This window comes from Prevotella sp. HMSC073D09 (assembly GCF_001814145.1).
Lineage (GTDB): Bacteria > Bacteroidota > Bacteroidia > Bacteroidales > Bacteroidaceae > Prevotella > Prevotella conceptionensis.
In genome coordinates this window covers 42,147-61,279 of the sequence record NZ_KV815057.1, presented here as the reverse complement: position 1 = coordinate 61,279, position 19,133 = coordinate 42,147, and the positions used below count along the sequence as shown (strand labels likewise).

12 protein-coding genes are annotated in these 19,133 nt (G+C 48.9%); 5 read left to right on the top strand and 7 right to left on the bottom strand.

What is annotated here, in order from left to right; genetic code table 11:
* Positions 1–139 precede the first annotated feature (139 nt).
* From HMPREF2955_RS03450 to HMPREF2955_RS03435, 4 genes are all read right to left on the bottom strand, one after another.
* Complete coding sequence (locus HMPREF2955_RS03450; protein WP_246830056.1) at positions 140–793, bottom strand: DUF3823 domain-containing protein; 654 nt, start codon at positions 791–793, stop codon at positions 140–142.
* 12 nt (positions 794–805) lie between these two features.
* A complete protein-coding gene (locus HMPREF2955_RS03445) occupies positions 806–2,590 on the bottom strand; it encodes a RagB/SusD family nutrient uptake outer membrane protein (RefSeq protein WP_070721007.1) in 1,785 nt (594 codons plus the stop codon).
* 27 nt (positions 2,591–2,617) lie between these two features.
* Positions 2,618–5,956, bottom strand: a complete 3,339-nt coding sequence (locus HMPREF2955_RS03440; protein WP_070721003.1) for a TonB-dependent receptor — start codon at positions 5,954–5,956, stop codon at positions 2,618–2,620.
* Between the two features lie 68 nt (positions 5,957–6,024).
* Positions 6,025–7,029 carry a FecR family protein gene (locus tag HMPREF2955_RS03435; RefSeq protein WP_070720999.1) on the bottom strand — a complete coding sequence of 335 codons (1,005 nt, stop codon included), beginning with the start codon at positions 7,027–7,029 and terminating at the stop codon, positions 6,025–6,027.
* Positions 7,030–7,690: 661 nt separating this feature from the next.
* On the opposite strand from HMPREF2955_RS03435, the gene HMPREF2955_RS03430 reads away from it, so the two are divergent.
* Together HMPREF2955_RS03430 and HMPREF2955_RS03425 are read left to right on the top strand one after the other, a co-directional pair.
* Positions 7,691–8,497: a type II restriction endonuclease gene (locus tag HMPREF2955_RS03430; protein ID WP_070720997.1), complete on the top strand. Its 807-nt coding sequence runs from the start codon at positions 7,691–7,693 to the stop codon at positions 8,495–8,497.
* Positions 8,498–8,499: 2 nt separating this feature from the next.
* Entirely contained in the window at positions 8,500–9,417 is a 918-nt protein-coding gene (locus tag HMPREF2955_RS03425; RefSeq protein WP_070720995.1) for a DNA adenine methylase, read from the top strand.
* Between the two features lie 104 nt (positions 9,418–9,521).
* On the opposite strand, the gene HMPREF2955_RS03420 is transcribed toward HMPREF2955_RS03425, so the two are convergent.
* Positions 9,522–10,109: an RNA polymerase sigma-70 factor gene (locus tag HMPREF2955_RS03420; RefSeq protein ID WP_070720991.1), complete on the bottom strand. Its 588-nt coding sequence runs from the start codon at positions 10,107–10,109 to the stop codon at positions 9,522–9,524.
* Between the two features lie 421 nt (positions 10,110–10,530).
* Entirely contained in the window at positions 10,531–10,656 is a 126-nt protein-coding gene (locus HMPREF2955_RS17035) for a hypothetical protein (RefSeq protein ID WP_256374689.1), read from the bottom strand.
* 1,233 nt (positions 10,657–11,889) lie between these two features.
* Here HMPREF2955_RS17035 and HMPREF2955_RS03410 point away from each other — a divergent pair.
* Positions 11,890–15,030, top strand: a complete 3,141-nt coding sequence (locus HMPREF2955_RS03410) for a SusC/RagA family TonB-linked outer membrane protein (protein WP_070720985.1) — start codon at positions 11,890–11,892, stop codon at positions 15,028–15,030.
* A gap of 23 nt (positions 15,031–15,053) precedes the next feature.
* Complete coding sequence (locus tag HMPREF2955_RS03405) at positions 15,054–16,670, top strand: RagB/SusD family nutrient uptake outer membrane protein (protein WP_070720982.1); 1,617 nt, start codon at positions 15,054–15,056, stop codon at positions 16,668–16,670.
* Here the strand turns inward: HMPREF2955_RS03405 and HMPREF2955_RS16125 are convergent.
* Positions 16,641–16,874: a hypothetical protein gene (locus HMPREF2955_RS16125; protein ID WP_070720978.1), complete on the bottom strand. Its 234-nt coding sequence runs from the start codon at positions 16,872–16,874 to the stop codon at positions 16,641–16,643. The two genes, HMPREF2955_RS03405 and HMPREF2955_RS16125, sit on opposite strands and share 30 nt — an antisense overlap.
* Positions 16,875–17,026: 152 nt before the next feature.
* Between HMPREF2955_RS16125 and HMPREF2955_RS03395 the strand changes: the two genes are divergently transcribed.
* On the top strand, positions 17,027–18,559 hold the full coding sequence (locus HMPREF2955_RS03395; RefSeq protein ID WP_083317608.1) for an arylsulfatase: 1,533 nt from the start codon (positions 17,027–17,029) through the stop codon (positions 18,557–18,559).
* Positions 18,560–19,133: the final 574 nt, after the last annotated feature.

The window sequence follows — 19,133 nt, the reverse complement described above, 5'->3', positions numbered from 1 at the left end:
TCTTCAAGAATAAGGCAGGCAATATGCTCAACAACACACAAAATCTGCACAGGTTCTAACGACCGATTTGGGTGAAAAGAAATCCCGGTCGAGAAGACGTTCTCAACCGGGATGATATTCATTTTTTAAAGCCTAGTAGTTATTTCAACTTCAACAGCGTAGAGTAGTTATAATACGAAGTTTCGGAGGTTTTGGCAGCCACGCGTACAAATACTGCTCCCTTGGTGTCAACATTCTCCATTGTGTAATGGTGTTGTTGGCCAATGGGTTGGTCGTCGGTGCTAATCTTCGCACGCTTTTTCGACGTGGTTACGCTAAGTCCGATGGTGTTGCCGCACAGTATTTCAATCGTGCTAACCGTGCCCGTAGACTTGCTGTTTTGGTTTACCGTGTAGTCGATGTCCAGCGTTTTTCCGTTAAGTTTGGCCGTTGCAGTGATGCGCAGGTAAGGTTCGACCATCACTTTGACGTTCGACGAGGGTACGTTCACCTCTTGTTCGGTAATGGTTGAGGCCACAAACGGCCCTTGTACCGAGAGTTTGTACTTTCCAGAGAACAAGCGGGTGTTCTCGAAGGTGCCGTCGGGCTTGCACCAAAAGTTGGTGGGTTGGCTATAACCATCTTGTGTAACCTGTACGCGCGCGCCGTTGGGCGACTGTGCGGGGATGAGTTCTTGTGTTTCGGCATCGTATATGCCCCCAGCGATAGAACCCGTAGGCTCGTCGTAGTTATCGATGCCACAGCTCGCAAGCAAGGCCAGGCAAGCAGTTAGAGACAATAATATCTTTTTCATTTCCATGCGATTTTAGTAACCAGGGTTTTGTTTGATGTTGGGGTTTGTTGAAATGGCGTCGGCCGGTATGCGCTCGTAATACAGCTTAGGTAAGAACGTGCGCGGGTCTTTTGGGGCGTCTTCAATCTTAAAGATGTACTTCATTTGCGATACGTCTTTACCATCTTCCCAAACCAGATAGGGGTTAAGGGCCTTGAATTGCTTAGCGTTGAGCAGTTGGTCGGCAATGTGCCAGCGCCTAATGTCCCACCAGCGGTGGTTCTCGAAGGCCAGTTCCACCTTGCGTTCGTGGCGCACTTGGTCGCGGTTGATGGTTGTTCGCGGAGCGATGCCTGCCCGTTCGCGGACGAGGTTTACGGCCCTTAACGCCTCGGCATCGTCGCCAAGCTCAACACAAGCCTCGGCATAGTTGAGCAGCACCTCTGCATAGCGGAACACCATCCAGTTTGTTTCGCCCTTTTCATAGTCCACTTGCTTGTTGGGTGTCATAAACTTCTTGATGTAGAAACCGGTCTTCGTTACGTCGGTAGAGGTTAGCGTGCCGTCTTTTGCTGCGATGGTGGCGTTGGTGTCTTCGTACTTGTCGCTCAGCGAACTGGCCGTTACGATGGTTCCATCGGGCTTGATGATGCCCTTGCGCACTTCAACCCTGTTTCCTTGCCAAGGACAAAATGGGTAGAGAATAGAACCAAGCATACGCGGGTCTTTGTCCTTGAACAGGTCAGTTGGGTCGGCATACTTTATGGGATTTCCGCTGTCGTCGTTCACTTTCAGCGCGCCGTCGCTGCCGTCCTTATATTCAAATTCGGCAACAAAGTCGGCGGTGGGGTTGGTCACGCAACCATAGTCGAGCTTAAAGCTTTGCGGCGCATTGAAGTAATCAAAGGTTCCGCCCTTGTTGGATGTGTCGAAAGCCTTGGTGAAAATCTGCTCTTTGTTGGCCTCGCTCTCGTCGAGGAAGAGGTATTGGAAGTTCTCTGCCTTGTCGGTTTTGGCCGTATAGAGGGCGTATTTGCCAGAGTTGATAATCTTTTCTGCGGCAGCCCTGGCGGCTTTCCAATAGCCTTCGGCCTTCTCTGCGGGTATGCCGATTAGTCCATCCAGTTGTACATTGCCGTATTTTGCCTCGCTTGCGGCGTACAACATGGCGCGGCATTCAAGGGCGTATGCGGCATAACGTGTGGCGCGATATTTGTCTTCACCCTCTCTGCTTTCGGGAAGTGTGGATTGGATGGCTTGGCATTCGTCCTTGATGAAGTCGTAAATCTCGTACTCCTTGTTTCTGGGCAGTTGCAAGGTCTTGACGTCACCACCATCATATTTTTGTGCGACGGTAACTAGTGGCACGCCTCCATAGCGCTTAACCATGGCAAAATAGTTCATGGCGCGGCAGAAACGGGCCTCGGCCTCATATACTTTTCGCTCTTCGGGGGTAAGGGCGGCAGCATTGTTGATGTTGTCGAGGAAGGTGTTTGTGTTTCTAACCTCCTTATATCCCCACCATCCGAAGACGCCTTCGGGTATCAATGCGTAGTTGGCTCGGCCCCAGGTGTACGCCCGAACGGCCTCGTCGGTGAACTCCGAGAGGTATTGGCCTTCGCTTTCTATTTGATATTCCAGGTCTTCAACCTGCATCGAGTCGTACAGTTGTCCTAAATATGCATCTATTGCATTTTTACTGCTCCACACTTGGTTGTCGTTCAAGAGATTTGTTGGCGAAGTGTCGAGCACGTTGTTGCACGAAACGGCAAGTGCCACTGTGCACACTAGGGCGATATATGATTTGAGATTTTTCATCTGTCAGTTATTTAATGTAATCTGATATTATAGCTTAACGTTAAGACCGAACGAGATAACCTTTAATTGCGGATAGTATCTGCCGGGGCCGCCTTCGGCTTCGGGGTCGAGCAGTTCCATTCCGGTGAAGGTAAGGAGATTGAAACCCGACAAGAAAACGCGAACGTTTTCAAGCCCCACACGTTGCACCCAGTTCTTTGGCAGCGTGTAACCGATTTGCAATTCCTTTAAGCGCAGGTAGCTGGCGTTTTGTAGCCAGAACGAAGATACGCGTCGGTTGTTTTGCTTTCCGCTAGCATAGGTGGACGGATATTTTCCTGGAACCCACGGCGAAGAGGTGTCGTAGATGTCTTCGTGGTGCCAACGGTCCATGAATGCCGTCGGCGTGTTCGAGCCGTTATACAGGGGATGGGCCATGTCGTTAGACAGCAGCGCATTGAAATTGCCCGCTCCTTGGAAGAACACGGTTAGGTCTATGCCTTTCCATTGCGCATTAAGTGTTAGGCCATACATTATTTCGGGCGTCTTTCCTCGGCCTATGGGTTGCACGTCGTTTTCGTCTATCACGCCGTCGTGGTTATAGTCTTCATACTTGATGTCGCCCGGATTAAGGTCTTGATTGCCGTTTCCGTCTTGGATGGGCGAATTTGCAATCTCGTCTTCCGACTGGAATTGGCCAATGGCCTTGTAGCCCCACCAGATGTTCTTGTTACGTCCGTTGGTGTTGTTCCGCCAATTGTCGTTTTCGTTTAGCGATGCGTTGCGTTCCACATAGTCGTGTCTGGCGCGCGAGAACGAGAAATTGCCCATAACATCGTAAGTGAGTTCTCCTATCTTGTTATGGTGCGAGAGTTGCAGCTCAAAGCCTCGGTGGCTGTCAGAATTTAGGTTTTCTTGGGGCAGTTTTGCGCCAAAAGTAGTGGGCAAAGAGGCGGCGCGAGTGGCCAACAAGCCGTCGCGATGGCGATAGAACAACTCTAACGTTCCCGAAAGTAGCCCATGCCAGAGGTCGAAATCAAGGCCGAGGTTGTAAATGTCGGACGTGTACCAGGTGATGTTCTTGTTTGCCAAACCCTTAGGGACAAGCGTTTTGAACACATCGCTGCCGAAGAGATAAGAGCCGTTGGGGTAGGTGTAGCCTTCCAGATATTGGTAGCCCTCCACCGATTCGTCGTCGCCCAGTCGTCCCCACGAGGCACGTAGTTTCAGATTGTCTAGCACATGGCTGAATTTCTTCATGAAAGCCTCTTCGCTAATGCGCCATCCCGCCGATACGGAAGGGAAGAAACCCCAGCGCTTTGACTTTTCGAACTTGGACGAACCATCGTAACGGAAACTGAATTCAACGAGATAACGGCCGGCATAGTCGTAGTCTATTCGGCCCACATAACCGATGCGCCCACTTTGTGAGCTGTTTCCTCCGTTGCTCTTGTTCTTTTCGTTGCCGTTGTCTGGCTCGGGGAAAGCATCGATGTTAAACTCGCGAAAGCCATCCAGACTGTGGTATTTAGTACGGGTTGTTTCAGACAATAACAACCCCTTTACATGGTGCAGTTTGGCAAAGGTGTTCTCGTAGCTGATTGAGGCTTGCAACATGTAGGTTTCATCGTTCCACATCGAACGCTTGAGGTTTGAGGGATTAAATCCCGTAAACGCCACATCGTACTTGTCGGCAGCCTTGTCGTAGGCATAGTAGTTGTACTTCTTTTGGAACAAGTTGCGGTAATCGTCGATGTTGCGGTAATAGAACAGGCCCTTCAACGACAGCCCCTTAATCTTTTGGAAATCGTAGGTGAGTGATGCCGTACCCTCGAAACGCTTGTTTTGCGACTTGTCGTAGCCCATCATGTCGGGGTCGGTAACGGCTTTTGCGTTACGCGCCACGATGTTCGTTGCTGCGTAATAGTTGGGGTTGTTGTTGGCGTAGACATGCGAAGTGGGGAACGTTTGCTGTATCGAGGCCATTACATAGAAGGGATCCCACGGAGAGGAATGCCGCTTCCCTTTCTGTCCCGACAGCGACAACGATGCCGACAGGCCGTCGGTTATCTGGATGTCCATGTTCGAACGGAAGTTGAAACGTTGGAAGTTGGAGCTGTTAGAACGCCAAATGCCGCCCTCGTTGAGATAACCCAAAGAGGCAAAATAACGGGCTTTGTCTGTACCGCCGCGCACGTTGAGGTTGTATTGCTGCTGTGGAGCCCACGGCCTTACCACCTCGTTGTACCAGTCGGTACTTTCGTAACCTTCGCCGCCTGCGCGCCATTTCTCAAGCTTTTCGCGGCCGTATGTGGGTTGCTTGCCGCGGTTCACAAGGTCTTCGTCGGTAAGTTCGGCAAACTGGGCAGCGTTGCAAAGCTCGGGATAGATGGTTGGACGTTGCCAACTAAAGGTAGAATTAAGTTCTATCTTCGTGGCTTGCGAGCCTCCACGCTTCGTGGTAACCAAGATAACGCCATTGGCAGCACGAATACCATACACTGCTGCAGAGGCATCTTTCAAGATGGTAATGCTTTCAATTTCGTTCGGATCGATTTGATCGAAACTGCTTGGAACGCCATCTACCACTACCAGCGCTGTGCCATAACCGCGAATGTCGATGTCGCTGCCGTCCTTGCCAGGCTCTCCCGAACGCTGAACAACGCGCAAGCCGGCCAGCTTTCCACCGATAGAGTTGGTGAGGTTGGCCATTGGCGAACGGGCGATGTCTTTGCCGGTTACCGATGCGATAGAGCCTGTTACGTCTACTTTCTTCTGACTGCCATACCCCACCACAACCACATCGTCTAGCAGTTTGGTGTTGGGCTTAAGCTGTACGTTCATGTTTTGCGCGGCGCGTAGCTTGTAGTCGGCATAGCCCACATAGCTAATGGTGAGCTCGGTGCCGATGGGCACGTCCAGAACAAAGTTCCCGTCAAGGTCGGTAACCGCACCCGTGTTCGTGGCTTTGTCTACAACGGATGCCCCAATGATGGGCTGTCCCTGTTCGTCTACCACATTTCCTTTTACGCGCTGCTTTTTGTCGTCTCCCTTTTGGGTGCGCGCGCTTTCCGAAGGGACGCCCTTGGGCTGGCTCACAACAATGGTCTTGCCGTTGATTTCGTAAGTAACGTTTTGTCCGGCAAGGATTTTCCCAACAACGTCTGTTACCTTTTCGTTTCGTGCCTCAACGTTTACGCGGCGGTTCATGTCCACGTCTTTGGCATAGATAACAACCGAGTAGCCCGTGTTTTTTTGCAAATCAACGATGGCATCCTTCACGGTGACGTTTCGGAGCGTCATCGTTACCATACTCGCTTTGGCTGAAACCTCCATTGAAAGTGCAAGGAAGGTTGCGAGCAGAAACTTTTTCGTTAATGTTCTCATGTCAAATTGAATTAGTTATAAATTGTTTAGTGATGATATACATTAGGTGATGTGATTGCGAGACGATGCTAGTAAAGCCGGTAACGCCCGTTTGCCATACTGCATTTTACGTGTCCCGTTTGGGTCATTGTTTGTAGTATTTGTTCGATGTTGCTTGTTCGCTTATTAAATATGAGGTAGAAACGCCTGTTGCGCACCTCCTTGGCTACCGCTATCGGCACGCCAAAGTTTCTCGAAAGAACGGGTGCAATCATTTCAAGCGGCTGGTTGTCGAAGTAAAGGGTGTTCATGCTTGCGCCCTCATCCATTGTTTCTTTGATGCTTTCTTTATGCAGTTGGCCCGTTGCCTTGTTTACAACGATACGTTCGCCCGGCTTTACGGCAAGGCCCTTTTGTTGCGATATGAGGTTGTCTATGCTTAGTTCGCCCTCGTAAAGACTAATCTCAACCTGTTGGTCTACCTGATAATTGCTCACTTTGAAAGCCGTTCCGAGGTCGTGCAAAACAACGTCCTTAGTAACGATAGACAAAGGCAGCCGCTCGTTGTGCTTTACGCAGAAGAACCCCTCTCCATGCAAATATATCTTTCTATCCGATATGCCGAACCCCTGCGAGTACCTGATTGTTGACCCCGAATTGAGCCTTACCCGGCTGCCGTCGGGCAGAACAAGGCTGAGTTGCGAACCATCTGGGGCCGATGTCTCTATCATCGCAAACTGCCGGTTAACCTTTTGCATGCCTAAGAAGTAGGCAATGATGGGCAACACGGCAATGAGGAAAACCGCAGCAACCCTTACCAGCAGCTTTATTGGCAGGCGTTGTGCCTGTTTTTCGCCAGTGTTGCCTGTGTGTACATGCGCATGAAAGCGTTGCAGAGCCTGCTCCACGTCGAACTCTTCGTGTGCCTTTGCGGCAGCGCGGTCGAAAAGCAGTTCGCGCAAATTGCGTGCATACTGCCTGTTTTCCTCGCTTTGGCGAATGAAATCGTTCAGTTCGCCCAGCTCGTCGGCCGTGATGTCGCCTTGCACAAAGCGGCGTATCAGGTTGTCTATATGCTCATTTTCTGTTTTCATACTCGGTTTCCCTTTATAATGATAGAGCCTTTTGGGTGGTGGTAGGGTAGTGAAAAGCGCAAGAAAATGTGTCTGTTGGGCATTCTTCTTTCTAGAATGCCCGTTCCGCAAGTTGCTGTCTTGTAAATAATGCTCAGATAAAAAATGGTTGTGCAAGATGAATTCCAGTGTGTGGCATAAGCCTTCATAGGGCGTGGTTAACGTGTCTGGTGGTTTTCTTGTTGTTAAGGCTTTCTCATCACGCTCGTTTAAAAACCTGTTTTCAGGGCAAGGGCACGCCCAAGTGCATTTGGGGGGTGAGCGTTGAATTGTCCATCAAGAACTTGTTTTTCGGCATATAACGGCGTTTTGCCAGTGGCAGATAGGGTTGGAGTTCAAATTTTATTGTATCTTTGTCTTGTGCTTAGCGCGTGGGTGTGCGTGTTAACTTAGGCTTATGAACACGAAAATAACACCCACTAAAATATGGTAAGGTAGCGAGGGGCAAGCCTACCGCTATCTTTGAAGTGTGGCGTGCGTTGCTCTTTTGCATCGATTTCGCTTTTCAAAAGATAAAGGAGTGTTCCATAAGTCTATGATTTCCTCGTATCTGTCTGAAATGAAATCTGTGTTGCAAGATAGTTTAAAAGGCTTAACATGTCGTTCGTAAAATGTTTAAAGTATGGATAAGAAAGAGTTTCAAGAGCTTCTGGCAGAAGAAGTGAAATCATATAAAGCGTTACTTGAGACCCCAAACAATGATTGGATAGTAAAGGGTTTTATAGATGTGAATAAGAACATTTATGGAATAACCAATGATACGAAGGTGGTATCGAAGGTTATAGAAATTATACTCATCCCAAAACTGGTTTCCTTTGCCGAGCGCAATGGGCTTGTTTTGGAATTTCCCTCGGCACAAAACTTCTATCCAGACTTGACATTTAAAGATAAGAAAGGCAATTTGTTTGCCGTAGACTTTAAATCCAGCTACTACCGTGACGACAAAAAGGTGAACGGCCTTACGCTTGGCTCTTATTGGGGCTATTTCCGTGACCGCCAAGTAAAAAGGAACACGGATTATCCGTATGATGATTATAAATGCCATCTTGTACTTGGGGTGCTTTATAAACAGGGTGTCGAGGATGGTAAGGGCATGGAGGTATATAGTATTGACACGCTAGCAGACATAAAGTCGGTTATAGAACACTTCATATTCTTTGTCCAGCCAAAGTGGAAGATAGCAAGCGACCAGCCAGGAAGTGGAAACACGAGGAACATCGGAGGTGTTGTTGATGTAGACAAACTCGTGAATGGGGAGGGAACGTTCGCCAAGTATGGAGAAGAGGTTTTCGATGATTATTGGATGAACTACTATAATGCGGCCGATGCCCAAAAGGCTGGCATGGGGAAACAGCATTACCACAATCTTAAAACTTATATAGAGTATCTGGAAAAAATGAGTAAAAGACTTACAGAATTGAAAAAGTAGAGATGCCTGTTATCATTCCCCCTATAAAGTCGCAAGGTATCAAGACAAAATTGGTGCCGTGGATTAATGACCTGATATTGACTTCGGGCGTTAGCCTTACCGCACGCTGGATAGAACCCTTCTTTGGAACTGGCGTGGTGGGTTTCAACTGCCCCATAATGGGCGCGCACATTGTTGGCGACACCAATCCGCACATCATAGATTTCTACCAGAAGGTACAGAACGGAGAGGTTACGCCTTACACCATGCGTGCATATCTTGAACATGAAGGCCGCCTTTTGGAGGTGGCGGATGAGGATGGTTACGCCCACTATCGTCTTGTTCGCGACAGGTTCAACCGAGAACACAGCCCGTATGATTTTATATTCTTGTCTCGTGCAGGATTTAATGGGATGATGCGTTTCAACAAGCAAGGTTGTTGGAATATACCTTTTTGCAAGAAACCTGAGCGATTTGCACCTGCATATATAACCAAAATATGTAATCAGATAGAAAACATCGCCCGTGTAATTAGGGGGAAGCAATGGGTTTTCAATAATGTACACTTTCTTGAAACAATAGCACAGGCAGGGGAAAACGACATTGTTTATTGCGACCCACCTTATTATGGGCGGTATGTTGACTATTATAATGGTTGGACGGAAAAGGATGAAGAGGAACTTTTCCACGCCTTGCGCCAAACACGGGCAAGGTTTATCCTTTCCACTTGGCATCACAACGATTTTCGCCAAAATGAGATGGTGAGTCGTTTCTGGCAACAATTCAATGTCGTTACAAAAGAACACTTCTACCATAATGGCGGGAAAACCGAGAACAGGCACGCTATGGTCGAGGCTATGGTTTTCAATTTCGATTTGCAAGAGAAAGTAGAGGTTGCTGTTCCTCATAGACAGTTTGAGCTGTTTGCAGGCATACCCTAAAATACACACACTTGCGGCTTTCTCATTTTCTTAGCCCATTCTTCATTGTTTGTTGTCTTTTTCTGGTACTTTCTGTTTGTTCTATTAGTGGAATATGACGTCCCTTACCACCAGACAACCACGAAAAGCAGCACGCCAACCACATCTGCGGGCAATCTAGACGATAGTGTTTTGATGGCGTTTTTGATGTGGTACTTCACCGTATTGACAGAAATGCCCAGCTCTTGTGCAATTTCCGAGTACTTCTTGCCCTCATAACGGCTCAGTTCGAACACCTGTCGGCATTCTGTCGGCAACTCGTCTACGGCTTTCTTGGCCGTGTTTTTCATTTCCTCTTCAAGCAACCATCCCAATGGCTGTTCGGGGTCGGATAGGTATTCGTGTAGGCAGAGCAGGGTGTTGTCTATGCTGTCTGTAACCCTGCCCTTGCGGAAGGCCAACGAGCGGCAGGCCTTTTCGCTGTTGTTTCTTATCGAACGGAAGAGATAGGCTTGCAGCGACTCAACTTGAAGTTGGCCGTGGTTGTCCCAAAGATAAAAGAAGAGGTCGTCGACAATCTCTTCGGCCAACTCATGGCTGTGGGTGATTGTCTTTGCAAGCTTGCATAAAACGGCGTAGTATGTTTTGTACAGGCTTTCGAAGGCGGCAAGGTCTCCATCCTTTAAACGGGAGAAAATGTCACTTTCTACCATATCTCTAACAATGGTTAAGCGGTTTTGTGGTAATATCTTTCTCAGCAAAGTTAGTTATTTTTTCGTTATTGCCATGCTATTCGCATTTATTTTCATCGAAGTTGCTTGACTTTTATTGCCAAACAGAATTGAATGTGGAAAGCCGTAGGTGCATCGTAAGCAAACGCCTAACAACAATTTTCCAAAAGCAAGTATGTTCGACTATCATTTTCGTATAGATTGCGGGGCGTTGATTGTCTTTGTGCTGTAAAACCAAGATAGCCGCTCCGCTGATGTGCGAAATACCGAACAAAGATACGGAAAATTTGAAACTTCTGCCCTGTTTGTCCGTCGCAAAACGTGGTTACGCCTCAAAAAGGTGGCATGGGGGAAACCATTTGATGTACGCTATATAGGCCGAAACACATCTGCCGATGCCCGATTACTTCTGCGTTTGCTTGATGCAGCCTCCGTTGGCTGTGAGCTGCATGTGCGGCAACCGCTTGCGCTGGCGGTTGTAAACATACGTGCTTTCCGTCTCCGTTTCCTTTTCGCGCGTACACGGCATAATCTGCGTTGTCTTATTTTCAGTAAGAAATTTAACATTATAAGTGCCCTTTTTGTTCACCAACCGTTCACCTTGCCCCAAAAAATCGATTCTCGCGAAGGTTGTTGTTGGTGCAAAAAGGGGTTAGTCCATGAACACTACAAAATGAATTTTTATTTAAAGGAACCGCCATTTGCACCATGTTTTAGGCCGTTTTTAGCAAAATGTGGTGCAATATGGTGCTAAATGCCCTGCGTTTTGGTGCTAAATGCAGTGCAATTTGGTGCAAAATGCAGTGCAATTTGGTGCAAAATACAATGCGTTTTGGTGCTAAACGCAAGGTAAAATGGTGCAAAACGCAAGGCAAAATGGTGCTAAATGCGATGCGAAAAGCATAAATATACGCTGTAATGGTATAAATAATACCTCTCCCATCCATGAGATACATGGCTGAAAAGGGCAAAATGCTCGTTAAAAAGTGGTTTTTTAGGGGTAAAAAGCAGGTAATTGGGTGTAGAAAATAATGAGTTGGCAACCAATCTAGAAAGCTAAAATGGTGCAAAATGCAGGTTTTGTTCTTAAAAATGGACATAATAAAAGGCGTGGAAGGCTAGAAATGGTAGTGATTCACCTACTTTTTAACCTGTTTTCTCGCTAGAATGAAGTGAAATTTAGAACCGTTTTGTAAAATAAAGACAATGGATTTAAGTTTTTGAGTAGCGAAAGAAGTTTAGTTAACAAGTTGACAAGGAATTTAGTTGACGGGTTGACAAGTTAACGAGTAGACAATGTATTTAGTTAGCGAGTTGACAAGTTAATGGGTTGACAGGGAATTTAGTTGACGAATTGACAGGTTAACGAGTAGACAAGGTATTTAGTTAACGAGTTAACGAGTTGACGAGTTGACAGGGTATTTAGTTGACGAGTTGGCAGGTAGTTCGAGTAAACAAGTTGACCAGTAAACTGGTGGCTAAGTAAACAAGCTAGCTGTTTAACCAATCGACGAATGAAGGACGTGGCATGTTGGCAAGCATTGGGCTTGGTTAACCAGTGGGCTGGTCTTTTGGGTTACACAGTTGTTCTTTATCCCATACTTAACCAGGCATACCCTTTCATCAGCAGACATCGCCACTTCTTCGCCAGACTGCACTGCCGTTTGCCATCCCCGTCTTTCAAAATAAATCCAAATCAAAGTTTTGCTGAATTACGGATAAAGTGTTATATTTGTGCCCGAAAACCTAAATCAAAAAAAGTATGTCTAATTTTATGGAAGAAGAACAGATGCGCAGAAAGCACCCGCCTTTTGTTGCGGGCAGCATGGCATTTTCTTTAGTTCTCGGGTTAATGGCCTTTGCCTCGCCCTCGGTTTCGGCAAAGGCTGATGCGAATACGTTTGCAAGTATTCAACAACAAAAACAAAGTATCACCGGTATGGTGACAGATGCCAATGGCGACCCCATCATCGGTGCCTCTGTACAGGCCGGTGGAGCAGCCTTGGCCGTGACTGGTGCCGATGGTCGTTTCTCTGTTTCGGTGGCTCCGGGCACGGAGTTGCAGATTAGTTATGTTGGCTTTGCCACGAAAGCGGTGATGGTGAGAAACGGAGTAAGCAACTACGACGTGACGTTGAGCGACGACAGTCGCGCCCTCAACGAGGTTGTTGTGGTGGGTTATGGTACGCAGAAGAAGGCAAACCTCTCTGGTTCTGTTGCCCAACTTGATGGCAAGACACTTGGGAACCGCCCCATAGCGAACGTCTCTTCGGGTTTGCAGGGGTTACTTCCAGGTGTCACGGTTACTGGGGCAAGCGGTGCTCCAGGGCTTGACGGCGGTTTGATACTGGTGCGTGGTGTCGGCACGCTCAACTCTGCTTCGCCTTACATCCTTATCGACGGGGTGGAGGCAGGAACACTGAACTCGCTGGACCCACAGGACATCGCAAGCATCTCTGTGCTGAAAGATGCCTCCTCGGCAGCCATCTATGGGTCGAAAGCTTCTAACGGCGTAATTTTGGTAACCACAAAACGCGGGCAGAACGGTGCGCCGAAGGTGAACTATTCGGGCTTTTTTGGCATTCAGAACGCCACGGCCCTGATGGAACGGATGAACTCTGCCGATGCCGCTTACTATTACAACAAGGCTCTGGAGCGCAGCGGCAAAGCTCCGCGTTTCACAGAAGAGGCCATTCAGAAGTTCCGCGACGGCTCAGACCCATACAACTATCCCAATACCGACTGGTATAAGCTGGCATTTAAGACGGCTTGGCAAAACCGCCACAACGTGAACGTAACGGGCGGTAACGAGTTTGTGAAGTATTTGGCTTCTGCGGGATACCTCAAACAGAGCAGCATTCTGCCCAATGCCGGGCGCGAGCAATTTAATGCTAGGGCAAACCTCGATATGGTGTTGTCTAAACGCATTACGGCACATCTTAACTTGGCTTATATCCAAAACAACTACCGCGATGCCAGCAGTGCATACGCAGGTGGCAGCAGCGACCAGATTATCCGCCAGCTGAACATCATTGCGCCGTGGATAGCTTATAAGAAAGAAGACGGCAGCTATGGCACCGTTTCGGACGGCAACCCGATGGCCTGGCTCGAGTCGGGGATGACCGTAAACCGCAACAACCGCAACTTTACGGGTATGATTGGCATAGACTATCAGGTGTTTAAGGATTTAAAGCTGACACTTCAGGGGGCTTACGTAGATGCTTCGCGGCGTTACTCTTACTTCCAGAAGTTTATCCAGTACAACGCCAACAAGGCTACCGACCCCAGCAAGTTGGAAATAGGCCATTACGATTGGCACCGAACCACGTTCGACGCCTTTTTGAACTACGACAAGTCGGTTGCCAAACACAATTTCAAGGCTATGCTTGGATGGCACACCGAGCGTTACAAGTACTTGCCCGACTGGATGTATCGTAAGAACTTCCCCAACAACGACCTTACCGACATGAATGCCGGCGATGCCTCGACACAAAAGAATTCGGGGTACACGCGCGAGTTGACGATGGTGTCTTATTTCGGTCGTTTGAACTACGATTATGCCGGGCGTTACCTCTTTGAGGCCAACTTCCGTTCAGATGCTTCCTCGCGCTTTGCCAAGGAACATCGCTGGGGTTTCTTCCCATCTTTCTCTGCTGCGTGGCGTATCTCCGAAGAACCGTTTATGGAACGTTCGAAATCGTGGCTCGACGACCTGAAATTGCGCGCCTCGTGGGGACAACTAGGCAACCAAGATGCTTTATCGGGCAAACAAGACGGCACATCAGATTACTATCCCTGGATGAACACCTATAAGCTTGATGGCAGTTATCCCTTCGGCGGACAGCTAATGCAGGGCTATTACCAGGGAGACTACCACCTGTCTACCATATCGTGGGAGCGTTCAACCACATGGGGCGTTGGTGTCGACTTCACGCTCTTCGGCGGGTTGACGGGTTCGATAGACTACTACAACCGAAAAACAACGGATATCATCATGGACGTGTCTGCCCCGGCAGAGTTTGCGCTCGGAAAATATAAGGACAACATCGGTGCGTTGCGCAACGAGGGCGTAGAAATTTCGCTAGCCTATGCCAAACAGCTGAACAAAGACTGGGCAATCAATGCCGGTGTGAACTTCGCCTACAACAAGAACAAGATATTGAACTTGGGAGAAGGAACAGAATATATTGAAAAGGGCAACCGCCGAACAGCCCTAGGCCAGCAATACAACAGCTATTACATGTATAAGGCAACGGGCAAGTTCTTCAATTCGCAGGAAGAGGCCGATGCCTTTACGGCAAAATACGGCAATCCGTTTGGAAGGAAGTTCATGGCCGGCGACATTATCTATGAAGATACCAATGGCGACGGCAAGTTAGACTCGAACGACCGCGTCTATACTAAGCATACCGACATCCCTGCCATCACTTATAACATCAATCTCGGTGCTACTTGGAAGGGTTTCGACCTGTCGATGACGTGGCAAGGCGTTGGTAGCGTGTCGCATATCTTCAACCGTGAGGTGCTAGGAGAGTTCTCTGGCGATGCTAGTCACCCGTCAACCATGTGGAAAGACTCGTGGACAGAGAGCAATCACAATGCAAAGATGCCTCGCGTGTTCGAGACGGGCAACAGTCCGAGCGACATGACCCGTGCCATGTCTACCTTCTGGTTGTGGAACACCGCTTACCTGCGCTTGAAGACTTTGCAGCTGGGCTACTCTCTTCCAGAGAACGTGCTCAAAGCCATTGGTGTTGAGCGGGTGCGCATCTACTATGCAGGCGAGAACCTGTTGACATTCCACAGTCTGCCGTTCAACATCGACCCCGAGATAACCAGTGAGCGCGGTTCGTCTTACCCCTTGTTGCGTTCTCACGCCATCGGTATCAACATCACATTCTAAACAGTAAAAGCCCACTATACATTATGAAAGCAATAAAAACATACATATTGGCAGGTGCGGCAGCGTTGGCACTGTCGTCTTGCGATGATTTCCTCAACACATTACCGAAAGATGCCATGTCGCCACCTACAACATGGAAGACAAGTGACGATGCAGAGAAGTTTCTCGTTGGCTGCTACGACGGTTGGGAAGGAGGTGCAGCCTTGCTATATTGGGATGCCGGCTCCGATTTCGGCTACAACAACTTCCCATGGGAAGGCTTTACCAACATCGGTAACGGCTCGTTGTCGCCGTCTTCTCCGGGGTGGTCGTTCTACGACTATACCATTATCGGCCGTTGCAACACCTTTCTCGAGAATGTAGACAAGTGTGCGTTTGGCAGCGAGGCCGTTAAGAAGAACCTTGTGGCGCAGGTGAAGGCCATTCGCGCTTACAACTACTTCCGCATGGGTTTCCTTTATGGGGGCGTACCTATCGTTAGGCCCTTTACCAGTGCAAAGGAAGCGCAGGTTCCACGCAATACCGAACAGGAAGTGAAAAACCTCGTGTTTAAAGACTTGGAGGAGGCCATTGCCGACATTAGCGACAAGCCCGCATCGCGTGGATTTATCGCAAAGGGAGCAGCATTAGCCATGAAGATGCGCGCCGCCCTATATTGGGCCGACTACCAGAAAGCGAAGGATGCAGCACAGGCCATCATCGACTTGGGGCAGTATGAGCTCGACAAAGACTACACCAACCTCTTTAAGTTGGATGGGAGAGACTCGAAAGAGATTATCCTTGCCGTGCAATACAAAACGGGTACGCACTCGTTGGGTACCATCGGTCAGTTGTATAACAATGGCGACGGGGGATGGTCGTCGGTTGTTCCTACACAGAAATGTGTAGACAACTACGAGATGAGTAACGGAATGGCCATCGATGAAGTGGGTTCGGGCTATGATGCAACCCATCCCTTCCACGCACGCGACCCTCGTATGGCGATGACGATACTCTTTCCCGGTGCCGACTGGAACAAAAAGGTGTACAATACGCTGGACGAGGACTGGAACGGTGGGAAAAACCCGAACTATCCTTCGAATGCTGCCAACTCTTCTAAAACTGCGCTCACGTGGCGAAAGTATCTGGACCCGATGAGTCAGTACGCCGACGTTTGGGACACCGAGTGTTGCCCGATAGTGTTCCGCTATGCGGATGTGCTATTGACGTGGGCTGAGGCCGAAAACGAGCTGAACGGCCCCTCGGCAGATGTTTATTCCAAGATAAACATGGTGCGTAAGCGTGTAGGGATGCCCGATGTGGACCAGTCTAAGTACAACAGCAAGGAGAAACTGCGCGAGTTAATCCGCCGTGAGCGCGGTTCGGAGTTCGCCGGTGAGGGTCTTCGCCGTGCAGACATCTTGCGTTGGACCACCACCAATGGCAAGATGGTGGCCGAGACGGTGTTGAACGGCACACTGACCCGTATAACGGGAACTGTGGATACGACTGTTGTTGACCCGACCAGACGCGCCATTGTAAGCGGAACCAGCGTGGTGGAGGAACGTACTTTCCACACCTACAACAGGTATCTGCCCATTCCACAGAAGAATATTTCCGACAATCCCAAGCTAGAACAAAACCCAGGCTACGCCAAGTAGCGGGTATCTGCCCTGCAAATGGGCTTTACACAGTTTTCCTTCTTTTTGCCCGGGCATCATGATATGTGGTGCCTGGGCGTTTCTTCTGTTGTGGTTCAGCACGCTTTTTGCATCATTCAGCTTTTCGGTTGCAGAAGAAAGGTTCTTTTCGTTCTTCGAAAAGTGCGTTTTCTCGCCATGACAATGTTCGAGCAAGCTTGACATTGTTCATTTGGCTTAACGAAAACGTTCGTCTGTGGTTCTAGCTGTGAATGATTGGGGTTAAGCATGGTTTCCACCAGCCAAATCGTGCTGAACAAGCAACTAACGCAAAACCCCGGTTACAATAAACTATTTGGATTAGGCAATTAAAAACGATGAAAACAACATCTTCTATCCTGCTTACGCAGGCTGCATGGTTGACCCTAACCCCGGCTTTGGCGGCAAAAAACACCAAACCCAACATCATTTACATCATGTGCGATGATATGGGGTACGGCGATTTGGGATGTTATGGCCAACAACACATCCTAACACCCAACATAGACCGCATGGCCGCAGAGGGCATGCGCTTTACGCAAGCCTATGCAGGGGCACCCGTTAGCGCACCGTCTAGGGCGTGTTTCATGACGGGGCAACACTCAGGTCACACCGAAGTGCGCGGAAACAAGGAGTATTGGGCCGAGAGCGAGCCCGTGTTTTACGGCCAAAACCGAGATTTCAGCATCGTGGGGCAACATCCCTACGATGCCAATCACGTAATCCTTCCCGAGATTATGAAGGCCAACGGCTACCGAACGGGCATGTTTGGCAAGTGGGCTGGCGGCTACGAGGGGTCAGCATCGACGCCCGACAAACGAGGTGTAGACGAATTCTTTGGTTATATCTGCCAGTTCCAAGCCCACCTCTACTACCCCAATTTCCTCAATTCGTACAGCAGGTCGCGAGGAGATAAGGGCGTGCAGCGCGTGGTTTTGGAAGACAACATTGCGCATCCGATGTTTGGCGACAACTATTTTAAGCGAACGGCATACTCGGCCGACCTCATTCACCGCCGTGCTTTGCAGTGGCTTGAAACGCAATCGGCCGACAAACCCTTCTTTGGCGTGTTCACCTACACCCTCCCTCATGCCGAGTTGGCACAACCCAACGACTCGCTTGTGGCTTTCTATAAGAAGAAATTCTTTGTAGACAAGACGTGGGGCGGGCAAGAGGCATCGCGTTATAACGCCGTAGAGCACACCCATGCGCAGTTTGCCGCCATGATAACAAGGCTCGACTTGTATGTGGGTGAGATATTGAAGGTGTTAAAGCAAAAGGGGCTCGACGACAACACACTTGTGATTTTCACGAGCGACAACGGGCCGCACGAGGAAGGCGGTGCCGACCCTTCGTTCTTCAATCGCGACGGAAAGTTGCGCGGCATTAAGCGTCAGTGTTACGAAGGGGGCATCAGAATTCCTTTCATTGCGCGCTGGAAAGGGCGCGTCGAGGCTGGCAAAGTGAGCGACTTGCCCTTCGCCTTCTACGACCTGATGCCCACTTTCTGCGAACTGGCAGACGTAAAGAACTATGTGCAACGCTATCGAAACAAGCGTCTAAGCACCGACTTTTTCGATGGACTCTCCATCGCCCCAGCGCTCTTGGGCAACGATAAGGCACAGCAACGCCACCCCCATCTTTATTGGGAGTTTGCCGAAACAAATCAGATTGCCGTGCGGATGGACGATTGGAAACTCATTGTTATTAAGGGCACGCCACACCTTTACAACCTCGCAACCGACTTACACGAGGACAATGACGTTGCCGCCCAACATCCCGATGTGGTGAAAAAGCTGGTAGACATCGTTTATAAGGAACATGTGGACAGCGAGCTGTTCCCCATCACCTTGCCGAAGGCGGCTCAATGATGATGGATTAAGGTCTTACGGATGGCCTTCGAACGCAACATAAGGGGATGTGCCTGCTGTGGCACATCCCCTTTTTGTTTACAAACTTGCCTAGTTTGGGCTAAAAAACTAGAAGGACAAGAAGTGCTAAAATGCTAGATAAGAACACTTAGCTCGGCTAGTTCACCTAGAAATCCTGGTACACCTAGCTCAGTTAGCTCAGCTAGTCCACCTAGAACTCCTAGAACCCCTAGCTCATCTAGCCCAACTAGAATACCTAGAACCCCCAGAATACCTAGCCTCCCTAGAAGAACAAGGCCAGCGAGAATAACTAAAAATGCTAGCCACCACCTTGCGGTTTGTAAATTTTTAAGCCTAAATTTTAACATTATGAGTGCCATTTTATCCACCAATCGCTCAACCTGCCGCAAATAATCGATTCTCGCGTGGGTTTGTTTTGGTGCAGAAAGGGGCACCGCTTATTAATGGCGACAACTCAATTGGTGCAGTATGAATATGCAACTAGTACCCAGTTTAGTACGATTTGCACCAAAATATCCAGCATTTAGCACCAAAACGCACTGCATTTAGCGGC